At 71.2% G+C, this 18,402-nt stretch carries 22 protein-coding genes; 1 reads left to right on the plus strand and 21 read right to left on the minus strand.

Annotated features, from left to right (window positions below):
- Positions 1 to 36: 36 nt before the first annotated feature.
- The 5 genes from ABD224_RS16190 to rpsB form a co-directional block, all read right to left on the minus strand.
- Positions 37 to 1,227, minus strand: coding sequence for a phosphatidate cytidylyltransferase (locus ABD224_RS16190; protein ID WP_344050298.1), 1,191 nt, complete (start codon positions 1,225 to 1,227; stop codon positions 37 to 39).
- A complete protein-coding gene (frr, locus tag ABD224_RS16195) occupies positions 1,227 to 1,784 on the minus strand; it encodes a ribosome recycling factor (RefSeq protein ID WP_067395824.1) in 558 nt (185 codons plus the stop codon). The genes ABD224_RS16190 and frr overlap by 1 nt, the downstream gene beginning before the upstream one ends.
- A 192-nt stretch (positions 1,785 to 1,976) precedes the next feature.
- Entirely contained in the window at positions 1,977 to 2,735 is a 759-nt protein-coding gene (pyrH, locus tag ABD224_RS16200) for a UMP kinase (protein WP_344050299.1), read from the minus strand.
- A gap of 205 nt (positions 2,736 to 2,940) precedes the next feature.
- Positions 2,941 to 3,777, minus strand: a complete 837-nt coding sequence (tsf, locus tag ABD224_RS16205) for a translation elongation factor Ts (RefSeq protein WP_344050300.1) — start codon at positions 3,775 to 3,777, stop codon at positions 2,941 to 2,943.
- A 165-nt stretch (positions 3,778 to 3,942) separates the two neighbouring features.
- A complete protein-coding gene (rpsB, locus tag ABD224_RS16210; RefSeq protein ID WP_344050301.1) occupies positions 3,943 to 4,800 on the minus strand; it encodes a 30S ribosomal protein S2 in 858 nt (285 codons plus the stop codon).
- Between the two features lie 278 nt (positions 4,801 to 5,078).
- Between rpsB and ABD224_RS16215 the strand changes: the two genes are divergently transcribed.
- A complete protein-coding gene (locus ABD224_RS16215; RefSeq protein ID WP_344050327.1) occupies positions 5,079 to 5,759 on the plus strand; it encodes a murein hydrolase activator EnvC family protein in 681 nt (226 codons plus the stop codon).
- A 155-nt stretch (positions 5,760 to 5,914) separates the two neighbouring features.
- Here the strand turns inward: ABD224_RS16215 and ABD224_RS16220 are convergent, their stop codons facing one another.
- The 16 genes from ABD224_RS16220 to rpsP form a co-directional block, all read right to left on the minus strand.
- Positions 5,915 to 6,472, minus strand: coding sequence for a TetR/AcrR family transcriptional regulator (locus ABD224_RS16220; protein WP_344050329.1), 558 nt, complete (start codon positions 6,470 to 6,472; stop codon positions 5,915 to 5,917).
- A gap of 75 nt (positions 6,473 to 6,547) precedes the next feature.
- Entirely contained in the window at positions 6,548 to 7,390 is an 843-nt protein-coding gene (gene whiG / locus ABD224_RS16225) for an RNA polymerase sigma factor WhiG (protein ID WP_344050302.1), read from the minus strand.
- A 263-nt stretch (positions 7,391 to 7,653) separates the two neighbouring features.
- The gene (dprA, locus tag ABD224_RS16230) at positions 7,654 to 8,814 is read right to left on the minus strand and encodes a DNA-processing protein DprA (protein ID WP_344050303.1); all 1,161 of its coding nucleotides are present in this window, start codon (positions 8,812 to 8,814) and stop codon (positions 7,654 to 7,656) included.
- A complete protein-coding gene (locus tag ABD224_RS16235; RefSeq protein WP_344050304.1) occupies positions 8,811 to 10,421 on the minus strand; it encodes a YifB family Mg chelatase-like AAA ATPase in 1,611 nt (536 codons plus the stop codon). The genes dprA and ABD224_RS16235 overlap by 4 nt, the downstream gene beginning before the upstream one ends.
- Complete coding sequence (locus ABD224_RS16240; protein WP_344050305.1) at positions 10,421 to 10,822, minus strand: YraN family protein; 402 nt, start codon at positions 10,820 to 10,822, stop codon at positions 10,421 to 10,423. Before ABD224_RS16240 ends, ABD224_RS16235 begins: the two co-directional genes overlap by 1 nt.
- A gap of 100 nt (positions 10,823 to 10,922) precedes the next feature.
- Positions 10,923 to 11,231 (minus strand): DUF2469 domain-containing protein, encoded by a 309-nt coding sequence (locus ABD224_RS16245; protein ID WP_067395620.1) that lies wholly within the window; start codon positions 11,229 to 11,231, stop codon positions 10,923 to 10,925.
- Between the two features lie 56 nt (positions 11,232 to 11,287).
- Entirely contained in the window at positions 11,288 to 11,800 is a 513-nt protein-coding gene (locus ABD224_RS16250; RefSeq protein ID WP_344050306.1) for an NUDIX hydrolase, read from the minus strand.
- Entirely contained in the window at positions 11,790 to 12,581 is a 792-nt protein-coding gene (gene lepB, locus ABD224_RS16255) for a signal peptidase I (protein WP_344050307.1), read from the minus strand. Before lepB (ABD224_RS16255) ends, ABD224_RS16250 begins: the two co-directional genes overlap by 11 nt.
- 154 nt (positions 12,582 to 12,735) lie before the next feature.
- The gene (gene lepB, locus ABD224_RS16260; protein WP_344050308.1) at positions 12,736 to 13,746 is read right to left on the minus strand and encodes a signal peptidase I; all 1,011 of its coding nucleotides are present in this window, start codon (positions 13,744 to 13,746) and stop codon (positions 12,736 to 12,738) included.
- Positions 13,634 to 14,740 carry a signal peptidase I gene (gene lepB / locus ABD224_RS16265; RefSeq protein WP_344050309.1) on the minus strand — a complete coding sequence of 369 codons (1,107 nt, stop codon included), beginning with the start codon at positions 14,738 to 14,740 and terminating at the stop codon, positions 13,634 to 13,636. Before lepB (ABD224_RS16265) ends, lepB (ABD224_RS16260) begins: the two co-directional genes overlap by 113 nt.
- Positions 14,733 to 15,467, minus strand: a complete 735-nt coding sequence (gene lepB, locus ABD224_RS16270; RefSeq protein ID WP_344050310.1) for a signal peptidase I — start codon at positions 15,465 to 15,467, stop codon at positions 14,733 to 14,735. The genes lepB (ABD224_RS16265) and lepB (ABD224_RS16270) overlap by 8 nt, the downstream gene beginning before the upstream one ends.
- A 45-nt stretch (positions 15,468 to 15,512) precedes the next feature.
- On the minus strand, positions 15,513 to 15,863 hold the full coding sequence (rplS, locus tag ABD224_RS16275) for a 50S ribosomal protein L19 (protein ID WP_344050311.1): 351 nt from the start codon (positions 15,861 to 15,863) through the stop codon (positions 15,513 to 15,515).
- A gap of 134 nt (positions 15,864 to 15,997) precedes the next feature.
- Entirely contained in the window at positions 15,998 to 16,831 is an 834-nt protein-coding gene (gene trmD, locus ABD224_RS16280; protein WP_344050312.1) for a tRNA (guanosine(37)-N1)-methyltransferase TrmD, read from the minus strand.
- Complete coding sequence (rimM, locus tag ABD224_RS16285) at positions 16,828 to 17,373, minus strand: ribosome maturation factor RimM (RefSeq protein WP_344050313.1); 546 nt, start codon at positions 17,371 to 17,373, stop codon at positions 16,828 to 16,830. Before rimM ends, trmD begins: the two co-directional genes overlap by 4 nt.
- 297 nt (positions 17,374 to 17,670) lie before the next feature.
- Entirely contained in the window at positions 17,671 to 17,910 is a 240-nt protein-coding gene (locus ABD224_RS16290; protein WP_067395652.1) for an RNA-binding protein, read from the minus strand.
- A 5-nt stretch (positions 17,911 to 17,915) separates the two neighbouring features.
- The gene (gene rpsP, locus ABD224_RS16295; RefSeq protein WP_067395654.1) at positions 17,916 to 18,335 is read right to left on the minus strand and encodes a 30S ribosomal protein S16; all 420 of its coding nucleotides are present in this window, start codon (positions 18,333 to 18,335) and stop codon (positions 17,916 to 17,918) included.
- Between the last annotated feature and the right edge of the window lie 67 nt (positions 18,336 to 18,402).

The following is an 18,402-nucleotide window of genomic DNA, read 5'->3' on the forward strand; positions in this document are numbered from 1 at the left end:
GGGGGCGGGGACCCGTGCGGAAGTGTGCCGGGTGGGTCAGCCGGAGCCGACGAAGACCTCCAGCAGGAGCCAGACCACCGGAGCCGTCGGCAGCAGGGAGTCCAGGCGGTCCATGATGCCGCCGTGGCCGGGAAGCAGGGTGCCCATGTCCTTGATGCCCAGGTCGCGTTTGATCATGGACTCGCCGAGGTCGCCCAGGGTCGCGCTGGTGGCGACCGCGAGGCCGAGGAGGAGGCCCTGCCACCAGGTGCCGCCCTCGATCAGGAACTGCATGCACAGCGCGCCCGCCGCCATCGCGAAGACGATTGCGCCGAGCAGGCCCTCGCGGGTCTTGCCGGGGCTGATGCGCGGGGCGAGCTTGTGCCGGCCGAAGCGCCAGCCGATGGCGTACGCGCCCGTGTCGCTGACCACCGTGAGGACGAGGAAGGTCATCACCCGCTGGGGTCCGTCGTCCGCGGCCAGCATCATCGCCACGAACGTGGCCAGGAACGGCACGTAGAACGCCGCGAACACACCGGCCGTGACATCCTTGAGATAGTCCTGCGGCGGCTGTGTCATCCGCCAGACCAGGACGGCGAGCGCGGTCAGCGCCACCGCCACCCAGGCCCCCTCGGCCCCTCGGGCATACCCGGCGACCACCATGGCCGCTCCGCCGACCGCCAGCGGCACGAGCGGCGCCTTGATGCCCTTGCGCTCCTCGAGCCGCTTGGTGAGCTCCCACAGCCCGACCACAACCGCGATCGCGATGACCCCCACGAACACGGTCTTGACGATGAACAGCGACGCGACGATCACCGCGCCGAGCCCGACCCCGACACCTATGGCGGCGCCCAGGTCGCGCCCCGCGCTCTTCTTCTGCGGCGCGGGAGCCGGCTGCGGAGCGTCGGGCATGGGTTCCGGATTCTGCGGCGCCGCCCCGTGGAGGGACTGCGTCCGCGGTGTGTCGTGGGGCCGCTGCTGCGGCGCGTGGTGGGGCTGCTGCGGCGGCTGAGGCATGCCGTCGCGAAACGAGGGACCACCCAACCGAGCGGCCCCCCGGTCGTCATCCTGGTGTCCGCCATCGGCGGGCCCGTCGGGCACGATGGGCATGGGGCGGGTCCCCTGGGCGTCATGCGCATCGTACGTGGGACCCGCCGGGGCCGCCCCCGGAACGGGTCCCTGAGCAGGTGGCCGGTCCGCGGGCCCCCAGTACCCGGCCTGCCGCGGCCCCCAGGAAGAGTTGTTCATCAGATCTCGAGCAGTTCCGCTTCCTTGTGCTTCAGGAGCTCGTCCACCTGGGCCACGTACTTCGCGGTGGTGTCGTCGAGCTCCTTCTCCGCGCGACGGCCCTCGTCCTCGCCGATCTCGCCGTCCTTGACCAGCTTGTCGATGGCGTCCTTGGCCTTGCGCCGCACCGAGCGGATGGACACCTTGGCGTCCTCGCCCTTGCTCTTGGCGACCTTGATGTACTCCCGCCGGCGCTCCTCGGTGAGCTCGGGGAACACCACGCGGATGACGTTGCCGTCGTTGGTCGGGTTGACGCCCAGGTCGGAGTCGCGGATCGCCTGCTCGATGTTGCGCAGCGCGCTCTTGTCGAACGGAGTCACGACGGCCATGCGCGGCTCCGGCACGGAGAACGAGGCCAGCTGGTTGATCGGGGTCAGTGCGCCGTAGTAGTCGGCCACGATCTTGTTGAACATCGCCGGGTGCGCACGGCCGGTGCGAATCGCGGCGAAGTCCTCCTTGGCGACCACGACGGCCTTCTCCATTTTCTCCTCGGCTTCGAGGAGGGTCTCTTCGATCACCACTTGCTCCTGCGTGTCTTGAAGTAAGGCCCGGCTGCGGTTCCTTGTCGGGGGCCGGCGGCCGGCTGCGTCGCGTCTTTTTGTCTGCACGGTTCCCGACCGGCGGGACATTGTCCATCCCCCGGTCCGGGTCCCTCCCGTCCGTTTCCGGACAGGTGTCCTTCCCCGCGTACCCCGGTCGGGGCACGCCGGTCAGTCCCGGCTGCCTTGGCCACCCACAAGCGTGCCGATCTTCTCACCCCTGACGGCGCGAGCGATATTGCCCTCCTTCAGGAGCTCGAAGACGACGATCGGAAGCTTGTTGTCGCGGCACAGTGTGATCGCTGTGGCGTCGGCGACCTTCAGGTCGCGCGTGATGACCTCGCCGTAGCCGAGCGAGTCGAACTTCACTGCGTCCGGGTTGGCCTTCGGGTCGGAGTCGTAAACCCCGTCCACCCCGTTCTTGCCCATCAGCAGTGCCTCGGCGTCGATCTCCAGGGCCCGCTGGGCGGCAGTGGTGTCGGTGGAGAAGTACGGCATGCCCATACCGGCACCGAAGATGACCACACGGCCCTTCTCCAGGTGGCGCACCGCGCGCAGCGGGATGTACGGCTCGGCGACCTGGCCCATGGTGATGGCCGTCTGGACCCGGCTGTCGATGCCCTCCTTCTCCAGGAAGTCCTGCAGGGCGAGGCAGTTCATCACCGTGCCGAGCATGCCCATGTAGTCCGAGCGGGCGCGGTCCATGCCGCGCTGCTGGAGCTCGGCACCGCGGAAGAAGTTGCCGCCGCCGATCACGACCGCGATCTGCGCGCCGTCCCGTACGACGGCCGCGATCTCACGGGCGATGGCGTGCACCACGTCCGGGTCGACACCCAGGCCCCCGCCGCCTGAGAAGGCCTCTCCGGACAGCTTCAGCAGAAACCGGCCGGGTACTTTGCCGTCGTCGCTCTTCTGGGCCTTGGTGGTCATGAGATCCCGCCTCTGCTACGTGGTGCACATGCGAAGAAGGCCACTGCCGGCGGGGCGTTTCGCATCCCGTGCAGCGGCAATGGCCTCCTCGTCAGATCTGCTGTCGTCCGTCACCCACGTGCCTGGCGGCGTACGCGGGCGACGTGGACGACTGCTGTCGACCCTATCCGGGTCGGGTGTCCGTCGCGGTACGGACCCGAGACTCTCAGATGCCGACCTTGATGCGCGTGAAGCGCTTCAGGGTGACACCGGCCTCGTCCAGAACCTTCTGGACCGGCTTCTTCTGGTCGAGCGCGTACATCTGGTTGAGCAGCGTGACCTCCTTGAAGAAGCCGTTCAGACGCCCCTCGACGATCTTGGGGATCGCGGCCTCGGGCTTGCCCTCGGCGCGGGTGGTCTCCTCGGCGATCCGGCGCTCGGACTCGACCACGTCGGCCGGCACGTCGTCCTTGGAGAGGTACTTCGGCGCGAAGGCGGCGATGTGCTGGGCGATGCCCTTGGCGACCTCGGGGTTCGGCTTGTCGAACTCGACGAGGACACCGATCTGCGGGGGCAGGTCGGGCATCGTGCGGTGCATGTACGCGGTCACGAAGCCGTCGGAGAACTGCGCGAAGCGGTCCAGGACGATCCTCTCGCCGAGGTTGGCGTTGGCCTCGTCCACGTACGCCTGAACGGTCTTGCCCGGCTCGATCTCGGAGTTCAGCAGGGCCTCGAGGTCGGCCGGGGAGGTCTTGGCGATGTGCTCGGCGATGTTCTTGGCGACGGTCTGGAACTTCTCGCCCTTGGCGACGAAGTCCGTCTCGCACTTCAGCTCGAGGAGGACACCGGAGGAGTTGTCGTCGGCGATGACCGAGACCACGGCGCCGTTCTCGGCGGAGCGGCCCTCGCGCTTGGCGACGCCCTTCTGGCCCTTGATGCGCAGCGCCTCGATGGCCTTCTCGATGTTGCCGTCGGCCTCGTCCAGCGCCTTCTTGCAGTCCATCATGCCGGCGCCGGTGAGCTCACGAAGCTTCTTGACGTCGGCGGCGGTGTAGTTCGCCATGAGTCTGTGAGTCTTTCTCGAAGTCTGGAAGATCGAAGATCAGGGGGTCTGCGGATCCCTGGCCGCCCCGTGGAGCGTGGGTCGCCGACACACCGCTGACCCACGGGTGAACGGCGGGAGCGGTTTCATGTCCCCGCTCCCGCCGTCAACGCTGAGGCTGACGGGTCAGGCCTTCTCGCCCTCGGCGGCCGGAGCGGCCTCGGCCGGCTTCTCGGCCTCGGCGGCCGGAGCGGCGGCCTCGGCGGTCTTCTTCTCGCCCTCGAGCAGGTCGCGCTCCCACTCGGCGAGCGGCTCGCCTGCGGCCTTCTCGCCCTTGCCCTCGCCGGCACCGCCGGAACGGGCGATGAGGCCCTCGGCGACGGCGTCGGCGATCACACGGGTGAGCAGGGTGACGGAGCGGATCGCGTCGTCGTTGCCCGGGATCTTGTAGTCGACCTCGTCGGGGTCGCAGTTGGTGTCGAGGATGGCGACGACCGGGATGTTGAGCTTGCGGGCCTCGCCGACCGCGATGTGCTCCTTCTTGGTGTCCACGATCCAGACGGCGCTCGGCACCTTCTGCATGTCGCGGATACCGCCGAGGGTCTTCTCCAGCTTGGCCTTCTCACGGGAGAGGACCAGGAGCTCCTTCTTGGTCAGACCGGAGGACGCGACGTCCTCGAAGTCGATCTGCTCGAGCTCCTTCAGGCGCTGCAGACGCTTGTAGACGGTCGAGAAGTTGGTGAGCATGCCGCCCAGCCAGCGCTGGTTGACGTAGGGCATGCCGACGCGGGTGGCCTGCTCGGCGATGGCCTCCTGCGCCTGCTTCTTCGTGCCGACGAACAGGATCGTGCCGCCGTGGGCGACCGTCTCCTTGACGAACTCGTAGGCGCGGTCGATGTACGACAGCGACTGGAGCAGGTCGATGATGTAGATGCCGTTGCGCTCGGTGAAGATGAAGCGCTTCATCTTCGGGTTCCAACGGCGGGTCTGGTGACCGAAGTGGACGCCGCTCTCCAGCAGCTCCCGCATCGTGACGACGGCCATGGCCGTTCTCTCCTTGTTTCTCGGTTGTACCGCGGATGCCGGACGGCCTCCGCGCCTGACGCCCGCGGTGCGCCGTGCCACGGGGGACCGAGAGGCGCTGACACCGGACGTTGCCGGCCGGTGTCGGGGCGTGCGAAGTCGACCCGGGGGTCCGAGTCGCCATCAGAAGTGTACGGGACCGGGAGGGCGCCGGGTGACGCCGCTGTCCACAACCGGCGAGTTGTCCACAGGTCCCGGCCGGATTCGGTCACGTGCGGGACGGTGGGCGCATGGTGCGGATGCGTGCGATGCGGGACGTGATGCGGGGTGTGCTGCGGGATGCGGCCGTCCGGCTCGGGCTGCTGGCGGGAGTTCTGGCGCTGTCGGCGGCCCCGGTGGTATGGGCGGGTGGTGCACAGGGCGGCGGGCCGGCTCCGCCGGCCGGCGCGGACCCGGGGCCGGCCGGCGCGGACCCGGGGAGGCCGGGAGCGGCCGGGGAACCGGGGGAAGGTCAGGCGCCGGTGCCGGCCGTGGGCCGGACGTGGCCGGTGGGGGTGCGTCCGCCGGTGCTGCGGGGCTGGGAACCGCCGGCGACGGTCTACGGCCCGGGGCACCGGGGCGTGGACCTCGGCGCCCCGCCGGGCGCTCCCGTACGGGCGGTGGCGGTGGGGCGGGTGTTCTTCGCGGGCCCGGTGGCCGGAAGGGGGGTGGTGTCGATCGAGCTGACGGGCACGGGGGACCCGCCCCTGCGGACGACGTACGAGCCGGTGAGCGCGTCGGTGCGGAAGGGCGACCGGGTGGCCGCGGGCGGGATCGTCGGCACGGTGCAGGCGACGGGGTCGCACTGCGGGGGCGCCTGCCTCCACTGGGGCCTGCTGCGCGGCACGGTCTATCTGAACCCTCTGCTGCTGCTCCCGCCGTGGCTGCTGAACGGTCCGACGCGGCTGCTGCCGGTGCCGGGGGTGCCGCTGCCGCCGTAGCCCCGCGCACCCTGCGCACGGAGACCTCCGCGTCTCCGTGTCCGCTTGTGTCCGCTTGTGCCGTCCCGGGCTCCGGGACCCTCCGGGGCTCCCCGCCCCGGGCGCTGGACGCCTGGACGGATCGGCCGCGGTCGAGCGGTCTCAGCCGAGTGGTCTCAGCCGCGCACCCCGCGCAGGGCCATCGCCACCGCGGCCTCCGCGATCTGCCCGGGGTCCTCCGCGGCCCCCAGCTCGCTCCTGCGCACCGCCGCGTCCACGATCCCCTGCACCAGCATCGCCGCGAGGCGCGGCTGCCGGTGCCCCAGCTCCTCCAGCGCTTCGACGATCATGGCGACGAGCCCCCCGTGGGCGGCCCGGATCTTCTCCCGTGCGCCGGCGTCCAGCTCGCTCGCGGAGATCGCCACGACGGCCCGGTGCCGCCGGTCCCCCACCAGCTCCAGCTGCTTGCGGATGTACGCCTCGACCTTGGCCTCCGGTCCGTCGACGGCCTCCATGGCCGCCGAGACCTCCGCGGCCCACACCGGGAAGTCGACCTCGCACAGCTCCTCGACCACGGCGGCCCGTGACCGGAAGTACTCGTACACCGACGACCGTGCGAGCCCCGTCCGCTCGGCCAGGGCGGGGAAGGTCAGCGCCTCCGTCCCGCCCTCGGACAGCAGAGTCCGTGCCGCGTCCAGCAGGGCGGCTCGCTGCATCGACCGGTGCTCGGCCACGGTGGCCGCTCGAATCCTTGGCACGTCCTCCACTGTACGGACGCACCCCGTGCCGAAGGAGCTTCTCCGCCCGGGTCAGCGCCCGAAGCTCGCCAGCTTGGCGCGCAGCTGCAGCACCGACTTGGTGTGGATCTGGCTGACCCGGCTCTCGGTCACCCCGAGCACATTGCCGATCTCGGCCAGCGTGAGACCTTCGTAGTAGTACAGCGTGACGACGGTCTTCTCCCGCTCGGGCAGCGTGTTGATCGCCCGGGCCAGGAACCGGCGCAGTTCCCGGTCCTCGGCCACCTCCACCGGGTTGTCGGCGGCGGTGTCCTCCAGCGTGTCCATGAGGCTCAGCCGGTCCCCGCCCTCGCCGCCGACGTGCAGCAGGTCCTCCAGCGCCACCACGTTGGCCAGCGACAGCTGGCTGAAGACGGCGTGCAGCTCCTCCACCGGGATGCCCAGCTCGGCGGCCACCTCGCTCTCGGTCGGGGTGCGCCGCAGCCGGGCCTCCAGGGTCGCGTAGGCCCGCTCGACGTTGCGCGCCTTCTGCCGCACCGACCGGGGGATCCAGTCCAGTGCCCGCAGCTCGTCGATCATCGCGCCCCGGATCCGGGTGATCGCATAGGTCTCGAACTTGATCTCCCGGTCGATGTCGAACTTCTCGATCGCGTCGATGAGCCCGAAGATCCCGGAGGAGACGAAGTCGGCCTGGTCCACGTTGGACGGCAGGCCGACGCTCACCCGGCCCGCGACGTACTTGACGAGCGGCGAGTAGTGCAGGATCAGCTGCTCCCGCAGCCGGTCGTCCCCCGTCGCCTTGTACGACCGCCACAGCTCGTCGAGCGTCGAGGGAGCGGGCGGCCGCACGCTGCCACCGTCACGGGCGGCTGGGGGGATCGCCGCCCGGTCGGGTCCGGAGGTGTGCTGGGGCATTCGTCGCCTTGTGCCGTTCTGCCGTGGAGTACGGACGTCTGGGTGAACTGTCGGTCGGAGTCGTCCTTCTGGTCGGAACCACGTGAGCGTAGCGTGACTGGGGCGTCGCGGTGCGCGAACAGCGGGGTGTGGGGCGTGCGCAGATTCGTTCCGCTGTGCGCCCCGTCAGGTCACACACGTCACCCTCGGTGACAGGAAAAACGCCCGACTGCGGGAATCCCCGGAGCAGTCCGTGATTCCCCCGGACGGTCGATCACGCTCGGTCAGCACCCGTTCCGGCCCGTCCGGGCCGAGACCACCGCCTGGCGTGTCAACTTCCATCCCTCGCCGAGTCGTTCGACGTAACCGAGCGACTGGAGTTCGTACAGCCTCGCGATCACGTCGTCCGGGGTCGTCCGGGCGTCACGGGCAATCTCGGCCGGTGTCGCCGTGCCGCGGGCGGGCAGTGCGGCCAGGACCTGCCGGGCGTCGGGTTCCAGCAGGTCGCGCGGGAGGACGGGGCCGCGCCGGTCGGGGGCGAGTTCGCCCATGGCGCCGACCAGCTCGACGATCTCCGCGGCATCGGTGACCAGCGTGGCCCCACCGCGCAGGAGGTCGTGGACACCGGCGGAGAGCGCACTGGTGGCCGGGCCGGGCACCCCCATGGTGTGACGGCCCAGCCGCTGCGCCGCCCGCGCGGTGACCAGCGCCCCGCTGCGGCAGGCGGCCTCGACGACCACGGTGCCCCGGGTGAGCGCCGCGATGACCCGGTTGCGGACGAGGAACCTGCTCGGTGTGGGGTGGTCGCCGGGCGGCAGCTCCCCGACGACCAGGCCCTGCCGCGCGATCCTGGCGATCAGCTCGGTGTGCCCGCGCGGATAGGGCCGGTCGACCCCGCAGGCCAGGACGGAGACGGTGGCGCCGCCCGCACCGAGCGCACCGCGGTGGGCGGCGCCGTCGACTCCGTAGGCGCCGCCGGAGACCACCACCCAGCCGTGTTCGGCGAGGCCTGCGGCGAGGCCGGCGGCCATGTGGGCGCCGTACGGGGTGCAGGCGCGGGCGCCGACGAGGGCGACCGAGCGCAGGGCCCACATCCGCAGGCTGGGCCGGCCGCGCACCCACAGTCCCGTGGGACGGGCGTCGCCGAGGTCGTCGAGCTGGGCGGGCCACTCGAGGTCGCCGGGGCGCACGAACCGCGTCCCGGACGCACGGGCGAGGGCGAGGTCCTTCTCGGGCTCGGCCCGGGCCGCCCGCGCGCACAGTCCCGCCCACCGCTTGTCCGACACCCCGGCGAGCCGCGGCGTCCCGTTCCGCAGCCGCCGGGCCACCTCCTCGGCGCCGAACTCCCGCAGCCACCGTCCGCCGGTCTCGTCCCCGGGCTCGAGGACCCGGCTGAGGAAGACCCGGGCGAGCAGATCGCGGTCGGGTCCGGCCGGGGTGCTCATGCCGGGGACCCGATGGCCATGGGCGCACCGTGCGGCACTCCGGTGCGCAGCTGCAGGGCCAGGGCGACGTCCGTGGCGTCGGGCCGGTCGTGGCCGGCGAGGTCGGCGACCGTCCAGGCGACCCGCAGGACGCGGTCGAGGCCGCGGGCGGTGAGAACACCGCGCTCCAGGCCGCGCTCGGCCGCCTCCATCGCGCCGGGGGCCGCGTGCCAGCGGCTGCGCAGCTCGCGGCCGGGGACCTCGCTGTTGCTCCGCCACGGCGTTCCCGCGAGGCGCGCCGCCGCGCGTTCCCGGGCGGCCCGCACCCGGTCGGCGACCGCCGCCGTGGTCTCGCCGCGGGCGTCGCGCCGGGCGAGCTCGGAGCGGGTGACGGGGTCGACCTCGACGCGCAGGTCGACCCGGTCGAGCAGCGGTCCGGACAGCCGGGCCTGGTAGCGGCGGATCGCCGAGGGCGGGCACTCGCACAGGGTGTCCCGTCGCGTGAAACGGCCGCAGGGGCACGGATTGGCGGCGAGGACCATCAGGAACCTGGCCGGGAACCGCACGACCCCCGCACTGCGGGCGATCACCACATGCCCCGACTCCAGGGGCTGGCGCAGGGCGTCGAGGGCATGGCTGCCGAACTCGGGGACTTCGTCCAGGAAGAGCACGCCTCTGTGGGCGAGGGAGACGGCGCCGGGCCGTGCCATGCCGGGGCCGCCGCCGACGAGGGCCTGCATGGTGGCCGAGTGGTGCGGGGCGCAGTAGGGGGCACGGTCGATGAGCGGCTCGCCCGGCGGCAGAAGTCCGGCCACCGAGTGGATCGCCGTGACCTCCAGGGACTCCTCCCGGGTGAGCCGGGGCAGGAGGGCGGGCAGCCGCTCGGCGAGCATGGTCTTGCCGGCGCCGGGCGGTCCTTCGAGGAACAGGTGGTGCCCGCCGGCCGCGGCGATCTCCACCGCCGTACGGGCGGGGAGCTGGCCGACGACGTCGGCGAGGTCGTGTTCCTGGTCGTGTCCGTGCATGCCGGCGGCCGCGCCCGTGCCGGGCACGCGCAGGCCGGCGAGGAGAAGGTCCGGGCGGCTGTGCTCGTCCGGCTGCTCCTCGGGGACCGGTTCGTCGGTCAGCACGGCGATCAGCTGCCGCAGACTGCGGATGCCGAGCACGGAGACGCCCGGTACCAGCGCGGCCTCGGCGGCGGCGCACTCGGGCACGACCACCTGGTCGTATCCGGCGTCGGCGGCGGCCAGTACCGCCGGCAGGACGCCCCGCACGGGCCGTACCCGGCCGTCCAGGCCGAGTTCGCCGATCATGACGAGGTCGGCGAGCACCCGGGGGTCGATCCGCTCGGCGGCGCCGAGCACCGCGCAGGCCACGGCCAGGTCGAAGCCGCTGCCGGCCTTGGGCACCGAGGCCGGGCTGAGGCCCACCGTGAGCTTCTTCTGCGGCCAGGCGCCGCCGGAGTTGACCACCGCCGCCCGCACCCGGTCCCGGCTCTCGCTCAGGCTCTTGTCCGGCAGGCCCACCAGGGTGAAGGTGGCGACGCCCGGTTCGAGGTCGGCCTGGACCTCGACGACCACGCCCTCGACGCCGACGAGGGCCACGGAGCACGTACGCGCGAATCCCATCAGGCCGCCCCTCGTACGTGATCGACGACGGGTGCGCCGCGCCGGGGCAGCAGCACACCGATCACGTCGATGCGGACGCCTCCGGGGGGTGCTCCTCCGTGGGACTGGATCCAGCGTTCGGCCAGGCCGCGCAGCCGCTCGGCCTTCCGCGGCGTGACCGCGGCCACCGGATGCCCGAAGAGTCCCTCCCTGCGGGTCTTCACCTCGCAGACGACCAGGACGTCGCCGTCCTGGGCCACGATGTCGATCTCGCCGGTCCTGCCGCAGCGCCAGTTGCGCTCCAGGACCGTCATGCCCGCCTGGGACAGCCGGCGGGCGGCCAGACCCTCTCCGTATCTGCCGAGTGCGCTGCGTGCCCGATGGGTGTTCATGTCGGCACCACCTCCGGCGCCCACGGTCACGCATCCGCCCCGATCGAGTGGATCTTGGTGGGTTACTCGCGGGTTGTGGACACTTCAGTCACCCATGTGAGTGGTGCAGCAGAGCGGGGAACGGCTGCTCTCATCCGCTGGGCAGCTCCAGATCGGTCTTGTTCAGCTCCTCGATGTTCACGTCCTTGAACGTGAGGACGCGGACCTGCTTCACGAACCGGGCCGGCCGGTACATGTCCCACACCCAGGCGTCGGCCATCGACACCTCGAAAAATACTTCGCCCTGGACCGAGTGGACCTGCATCTCGTAGTCGTTGGTGAGATAGAAGCGCCGCTCGGTCTCGATCACGTATTTGAACAGACCGACGACATCGCGGTACTCCCGGTAGAGCTTGAGCTCCATCTCGGTCTCGTACTTTTCGAGGTCCTCGGCGCTCATGGCATGTTCCCCTTCAGCCGTGCGGTCCCCCCATTGTGCGCCAGTCCCGTGCCCCACTAGGCAATCTCCGTGCCCAGCTCCACGGGCCTGGCCGGGGGGCCTTCGTCGAGCAGTGCGCGCAGCAGCTCGGCGAGTCTGGTCGGATACACCGTCTCATGTGTCCGGATCAGTTCCTGACACGTCCACCAGCGCGCTCCGGCGACACTGCGCCGCTCCAGCTCGGTCAGGGCCGTGGCCGCGGTCGCCGTCCGGTCCGTCCGGGCCAGGTAGTACCACTCGTCCTGCTCCCAGCGTCGGCCCGCGAACGGGAACGAGCACCTGCGGCGCCACAGCACCGGGCCGAGCTCGACCTCGGTGATGCCGGTCTCCTCCGCGAGTTCCCTCAGGGCCGCTTCCTCGCGCGTCTCGGTGCCCTCCAGGCCGCCGCCGGGGGTGAACCACCAGTCGTCGGCCGGGTCGTCCGGCTCGTGGCCGTGCAGCAGCAGGATGCGGTCCTCGGGGTCGAGCAGGACCACCCGTGCCACCTTGCGCAGTCCGCCCCCGAGCGTCTGCTCCGTCTCAGCGGACACCGGCGGACTCCGTCCCCGTCCTCGCGGTCCTCGCGCGGGCGCGCGAGCCGCCCAGCAGCCGGGCGACCGGGCCGTAGGCGGCGCCGGCGAGGACGAGGCCGGCACCGGAGACGATCATCAAGACCATGGTGCGCAGCGGGCCCGGCCGGGACAGGGGGCCGAGCGGCTCGAAGCCGGTGGGACGCTCCAGCATGCCGTTCATCGGCCACACCACGGCATCGACCCGGGCGCTCACGGCGTCGCGCGAGACGGTGCCCTCGGCCGCGTCCGTCAGATGGGCGGTGGAGTCCAGGGAGCCCCGGCGCTCGTCGCCGAGCAGGAACAGCCGCCCCTGCGGCACCCGGACCTCCGGGAAGCCGCCGGCCCCCGCGGCGCCGCCCTTCAGGTACGGCTCGTCGATCTGCCGGCCGTTGACGGTCAGCCTGCCCTGTGTGCAGCAGGAGACCGTGTCCCCGCCGACGGCGACCACCCGCTTGATCACGGGTGTGTCCTGTGCCCACGTCCTGTCCCGGAAGACGACGACGTCACCGCGGCGCACCTCGTCGCCGTCCACCCGCTGGGCCAGCACCCGGGCGCCCCTGTCGATGGTCGGCGCCATCGAACCGGTGGGCACCATGTACGGCCGGTAGACCACCGCCGCCCAGGCGAATCCGCCGAGGAACAGCAGCAGGCCCAGCGCCACGGCCAGTCCGGACAGCCACTGCCCGGTCCTGCCTCCCGCCGGGCTTCTGCCCGTGCCGTCCCCGCGCGGGGCCGTGCCCGTCGTGCTCTCGCCACCCATGGCCCCGCACCCTACCGGGCGGTACCGGGGACGGGGCAGTCCTCGTTTCCGATGTTCCCCGGTGTTCCCGGTGCTCCCGGTGCTCCCGGCCGCCGCCGGGAGCCGCACGAGAGATCCGTGGTGAATCCCCGCTGGAGGAGGGTTCCTCGGTGGCTCAGCGGCTGCCCGTGGCCGTCGTCGTGCTCGCGTTGCCGGTCGTCCGGACCTTCGCGGCCCGCCTGCGCCGCCACAGCGCCACCGGCGCGACCGCGGTCAGGGCCACGCCGTAAGGGGCCACCGCCACGGAGCCGGCCGCCGAGGACTGCGAGCCGATGCCCGGCTGGTCGAAGGTGTCCGGAACGGGCAGGGCGCCCCAGCGGTTGATCGGCCAGGCCTTGACGATGGCGCGTCCGACCACCTTGTCGACCGGGACCATGCCGTGGTTCTTGTCGCCCTGGTTGTAGCGCGAGTCCCGTGAGTTCTGCCGGTGGTCGCCCATGACCCAGATGAATCCCTCGGGCACCTTCACCTTGAACTGGCCGCCCTGCTCGTCCATGGAGCACGGCGTGTTGCCCGGGTAGACGTACGGCTCGTTCAGCGCGTGGCCGTTGACCAGCAGCGGGCCGGTGCCCTTGCACTCGACGGTGTCGCCGCCCACGCCGATGACCCGCTTGATGAGGTCCTTCTCCTCCGCGGAGGGCATCAGGCCGATGAAGGTGAGCACCTTCTGCAGCGCGTTGGGGCTGGGCGTCGGCTCTCCGGCCAGCCAGTTGTCCGGGTCGTGGAAGACGACGACCTCGCCGCGCCCGGGCTGGGAGCCGAACCAGGGGGTCAGCTTGTCGACCAGGACCCGGTCGCCTCGCTGCAGTGTGTTCTGCATCGAGTCCGAGGGAATCGAGAACGCCTGTACCAGGAAGGTCTTGATCAGCAGCGCCAGCACCAGTGCGATGCCGATCAGGATGGGCAGCTCCTTCCAGAAGGAGCGCTGTTTCGCTCCCTGCCGGCTGCCGCCGCTCCCCTGACCGGCGCCGCCCCTGTGCTCCGTCACTGTGCCGTCCTCGGCTGCCGTGCTCTCACTCCCGAAGGGCGTGGCGCTGCCCGCGACGGGACCGGCCGCCCTCACAGGGCGTCCGCGATGCTCCTCGCCGCCGTGTCCCGACCGTGCGCCGAACGCCGCATCCCCCACGCCAACTCCTTACTCCGTGCCGCCGCCCGCACCACGCCCGGCGCAGGCCCACTACTCCCATAACGAGCGGGAGTTCCGCAGGGGTCGGGAGTTGAACGGGTCCATTCCACCTGTTGTGCCAACTGCTGGGAACAACCCTATGCGACTCCTGGGCAGCGGCGGTCGACCCGGCCGTCGCGTCGGACACCGCCGAGAAGGTTTTCGGCTCCCTCAGCATGGACCAGCGCCCGATGGGCCAGCCGATCACCACGGCACGTCCCACCACGGAGTCCTCCGAGACCGTGCCGCCGTACTCGGTGTCCTGGTGGGCGCGCGAGTCGGCGGAGTTGTCCCGGTGGTCGCCCATCACCCACAGCCGGCCCGGGGGAACGGTGATGTCGAACGGCACGCTGGACGGGGCGTTGCCCGGGTAGAGGTACTCCTCCTCGCTCAGGGGGACGCCGTTGACGGTCACCCTGCCCTGCGCGTCGCAGCACTTGACGCGGTCCCCGCCGACGCCGACGACCCGTTTGATGAGGTCCTTCTCGTCGTCGGAGGGCAGCAGGCCGATGAAGGTGAGACCCTGCTTGATCTGTTTGACGACGACAGGGTCCTCCTTCTTGGCGACGGTCTGCTCGCCGGCCAGCCAGCCGCCCGGGTCGTGGAAGACCACGACGTCCCCGCGCTTCGGCTTGGAGCCGAACCAGGGGGTCAGCTTGTCGACCAGGACCCGGTCGCCGATCTGGATGGTCTGCTCCATGGAGCCCGACGGGATCACGAAGGCCTGGACGAGGAAGGTCTTCAGCACCAGGGCTATGAGCACGGCGACGCCGACGAGCAGCGGTATCTCCCGGATCGCGGAGCGCCTGCGCTTGCGCCTGACCTTGCGCTGCAGCTTGCGCCGCTCGACGCGGGTACGGCCGCCGGCCGGGCTGACGGCACGCCGCATCCCGGTGGGCAGGGGGTTGTTGATGGCGCTGGCGGGGACGCCGCGTGGTCTGCCTCGGCTACCCACGGGCGCCGTCCGGGGAACCGGCCGCGGCGGGCACGCGCGCGTAGGCGTCGGGGCGGTCCAGTCGGGCCCAGCGGTCGGGGGGCCAGACGATCCGGTCCGCCCGGCCGACCACCTCGCCGACCGGGATCATGCCGCCGCCCGGCGAGCCCAGGTGGTCGCGGGAGTCGCGGGAGGCGCTGCGGTGGTCGCCGAGGACGAACAGGGTGCCGTCGGGCACGACGACGTCGAACGGCACCGCGGAGGGGCGGTCACCGGGGTAGAGGAACGACGACTCGTCGACCGACCGGCCGTTCACCTGGATCCTCCCGTCCTTGTCGCAGCAGACCACATGGTCTCCCCCTACACCCACAACGCGTTTGATGTAGTCGGCGTCCCCGAAGTACCCGGTTCCGTCGAACACGACGACATCACCGCGCCGCGGTGCGGCACCGAAACGGTATGCCACCTTATTTACGGCGACGCGGTCCCCGGCCCTCAATCCCCGCTCCATGGAGCCGCTCGAAACCTGGAACGGCTGCACCACGAACGTGTGGAGGAGCAGCAGGAAGGCCAGACAGACCAGCACGGTCAGGGTGATCCGCCCACCGGGGAACCACTCGGCGAGCCGCGCCGTCAACGCCGAACGCGACCGGTCCTCCGGCCCTCGCGCGCCCGGAGCCTGCTCGGCTCCGGCGTCAAACGGGCGGGAGGAGCGGTCGCGCTCCGTCGGCTGTGCTTCGGTGTCCATCGGGGCCGAATGGTATCCGGCCCCGCTCCGTGGCCCGGAGAGCGCTCAGTTCTCGCGCTTCTCCTTGATCTTCGCGGCCTTGCCGCGCAGGTCACGCAGGTAGTACAGCTTGGCGCGGCGCACGTCGCCCTTGGAGACCAGCTCGATCTTCTCGACGATCGGGGTGTGCACCGGGAAGGTGCGCTCGACGCCGACGGAGAAGGAGACCTTGCGGACGGTGAAGGTCTCGCGCACGCCGGAGCCCTGGCGGCGGATCACCACGCCCTTGAACTGCTGCACACGGGAGCGGTTGCCCTCGATGACGCGGACGTGGACGTTGACGGTGTCACCCGGGCGGAAGTCCGGGATGTCCGTGCGGAGCGATGCGGCATCGACGGTGTCGAGCAGGTGAGACATGTCGTCTGCTTTCTTCGCTGATGCCACAGGTCATCAACGGGAACTAGAGGTTCGGGATCACTGCTGTGCGGGTCGGAGCGGGCGTCGTATCCCCCTGTGGCAGGGACGCACGCCGGACGGCGCACAACATCGCGCTATTCTTCCACGCCCTTGGTCCGGCGCCAAAATCTGCCGTACGGCTCGCCGTCGGGGTCCGGCTCCCAGCCCAGGAGGGACAGCGTCTCCCGGTCCTTCTTGTCGAAGGCCCCGGGATCGCAGCGCTCGATGAGGTCGGGCCGGTTGGCCGTCGTCCGTCTGAGGGCCTCGTCGCGGCGCCAGCGGGCGATCCTCCCGTGATGACCGCTGAGCAGCACCTCGGGGACGCCGCGGCCGCGCCAGAGGGGGGGCTTGGTGTAGACGGGCCCCTCCAGGAGGTTGGCCATGGTGCCGGGCGCGAAGGAGTCGTCGCGGTGGGACTCGGCGTTGCCGAGGACGCCGGGCAGCAGCCGGGCCACGGCCTCGGTGATGACCAGGACGGCCGCTTCCCCGCCGGCGAGGACGTAGTCGCCGATGGACACCTCGTGGACGGGCATCCGGGTGGCGTACTCGTCCACGACCCGGCGGTCGATGCCCTCGTAGCGGGCGGGCGTGAAGATCAGCCAGGGGCGTGCGGAGAACTCGACGGCGAGTTCCTGGGTGAAGGGACGGCCGCTGGGTGTCGGGACGACGAGCACGGGCGCGTGGGCGCCGGCCTCGTAGCCGTCGGCGAGGACGGTGTCGAGGGCTTCTCCCCAGGGCTCGGTCTTCATCACCATGCCGGGGCCGCCGCCGTAGGGGGTGTCGTCGACCGTGTGGTGCCGGTCGTACGTCCACGCGCGCAGGTCGTGCACGTGCACGTTCAGCTGTCCACGCGCGCGTGCCTTGCCGACGAGGGAGACGTTCAGCGGCTCGAGGTACTCGGGGAAGATCGTGACGACGTCGATCCTCATGCGTTGTCGTCCTTGGGCGAGACCACCTCGGCGCGGTCGTCGAGCAGGCCGGGCGGCGGGGCGACGACGGCCCGCTGCCGCGCCAGATCGATCTCGGTGACGATCTCCTCGACGAAGGGGATCATCACCTCCCGGCCGTCCGGGCGCCCGACGATGAGCAGGTCCTGGTGGGGCAGGTGGGAGATCTCGGTGATCCGGCCGACCTCCGTGCCGTCCTCGGTGACGACGTCGAGGTCGATCAGCTGGTGGTCGTAGTACTCGTCCTCGCCCTCGGGAAGCTCCTCCGGGTCGACCTCGGCGATCAGGAGGGTGTTGCGGAGGGCCTCGGCGGCGTTGCGGTCGGTCACGCCCTTGAAGCGCAGAAGCAGGCGGCCGCTGTGCACGCGGCCCGCCTCGATGGTCAGCGGTCCGGCGCTCGCCGGATCGGTGGCCAGGACGGCGCCGGGGGCGAGCCTGAGTTCCGGCTCGTCGGTACGCACCTCCACGGTGACCTCGCCCTTGATGCCGTGGGCGCGGCCGATCCGTGCGACTACCAGCTGCACTTGCGAGAATCTCCTGTCATGACGACTGCGGGCCGGGGACGGCTCAGCAGCCTTCCCCGGCCCCCAAGGCCTGATCCAAGAGACAGGCCCTGGGCCGGTCCGGCGGATCCTTGTCGCACACGCGGGGCCCGGCACGCCCGTCCCCGCGTGGTCACCGGTCGCCGACGCCGTGTGCGTCGGCTCCCTCCTCCGCTGTACGTCCGGACGCGCCGGGCCCCGCCCTGGTGTGCCGAAAGGAAACCGGCGCTTCTCCGCGACCCGGTCCGCCGCACCGGCTCGAGCCGTCTGCGACGGGCGTCAGCGGACGTGGTCCACGTCGAGGAAGTCGACGCGGATCCCACGGCCGCCGAGAGCGCCCATGACGGTGCGCAGGGCGCGTGCGGTACGGCCGCTGCGGCCGATCACCTTGCCGAGGTCGTCGGGATGGACCCGGACCTCGAGCACGCGCCCGCGGCGCAGGTTGCGCGAGGCGACCTGCACATCGTCAGGGTTGTCGACGATGCCCTTCACGAGGTGCTCAAGCGCCTCTTCGAGCATGCTGCTCAGGCCTCGGTCGACTCGGACTCGGCAGCGGCCTCGTCCTTCTTCTCAGCCTTCTTCTTCGGGGTGATCGCCTCACCCTTGGCCTCGTCGTCCCCGGTGAGGGCCTCGAACGACGGGCGCGGGGCCTTCTCCTCCGGCTGCAGCAGCGGGGCGGGAGCGGGCTCGCCCTTGAACCGCTGCCAGTCACCGGTCTTCTTCAGGATGGCGAGCACCGGCTCGGTCGGCTGAGCGCCGACGGAAAGCCAGTACGCCACACGCTCGGAGTTGACCTCGATGCGCGAGGGGTTCTGCACCGGGTGGTACAGACCGATCTCCTCGATCGCCCGGCCGTCGCGACGCGTACGGGAGTCGGCGACGACGATGCGGTAGTGAGGCGAACGGATCTTGCCCAGACGCTTCAGCTTGATCTTGACTGCCACGGGAGTGGGTTCTCCTGGAATTGACGTGGTGGGCACGGCGAAACCACCGCGTGGGGATGCGGTGTCC

The sequence above is a fragment of the Streptomyces thermoalcalitolerans genome, assembly GCF_039525155.1.
Classification (GTDB): domain Bacteria; phylum Actinomycetota; class Actinomycetes; order Streptomycetales; family Streptomycetaceae; genus Streptomyces; species Streptomyces thermovulgaris.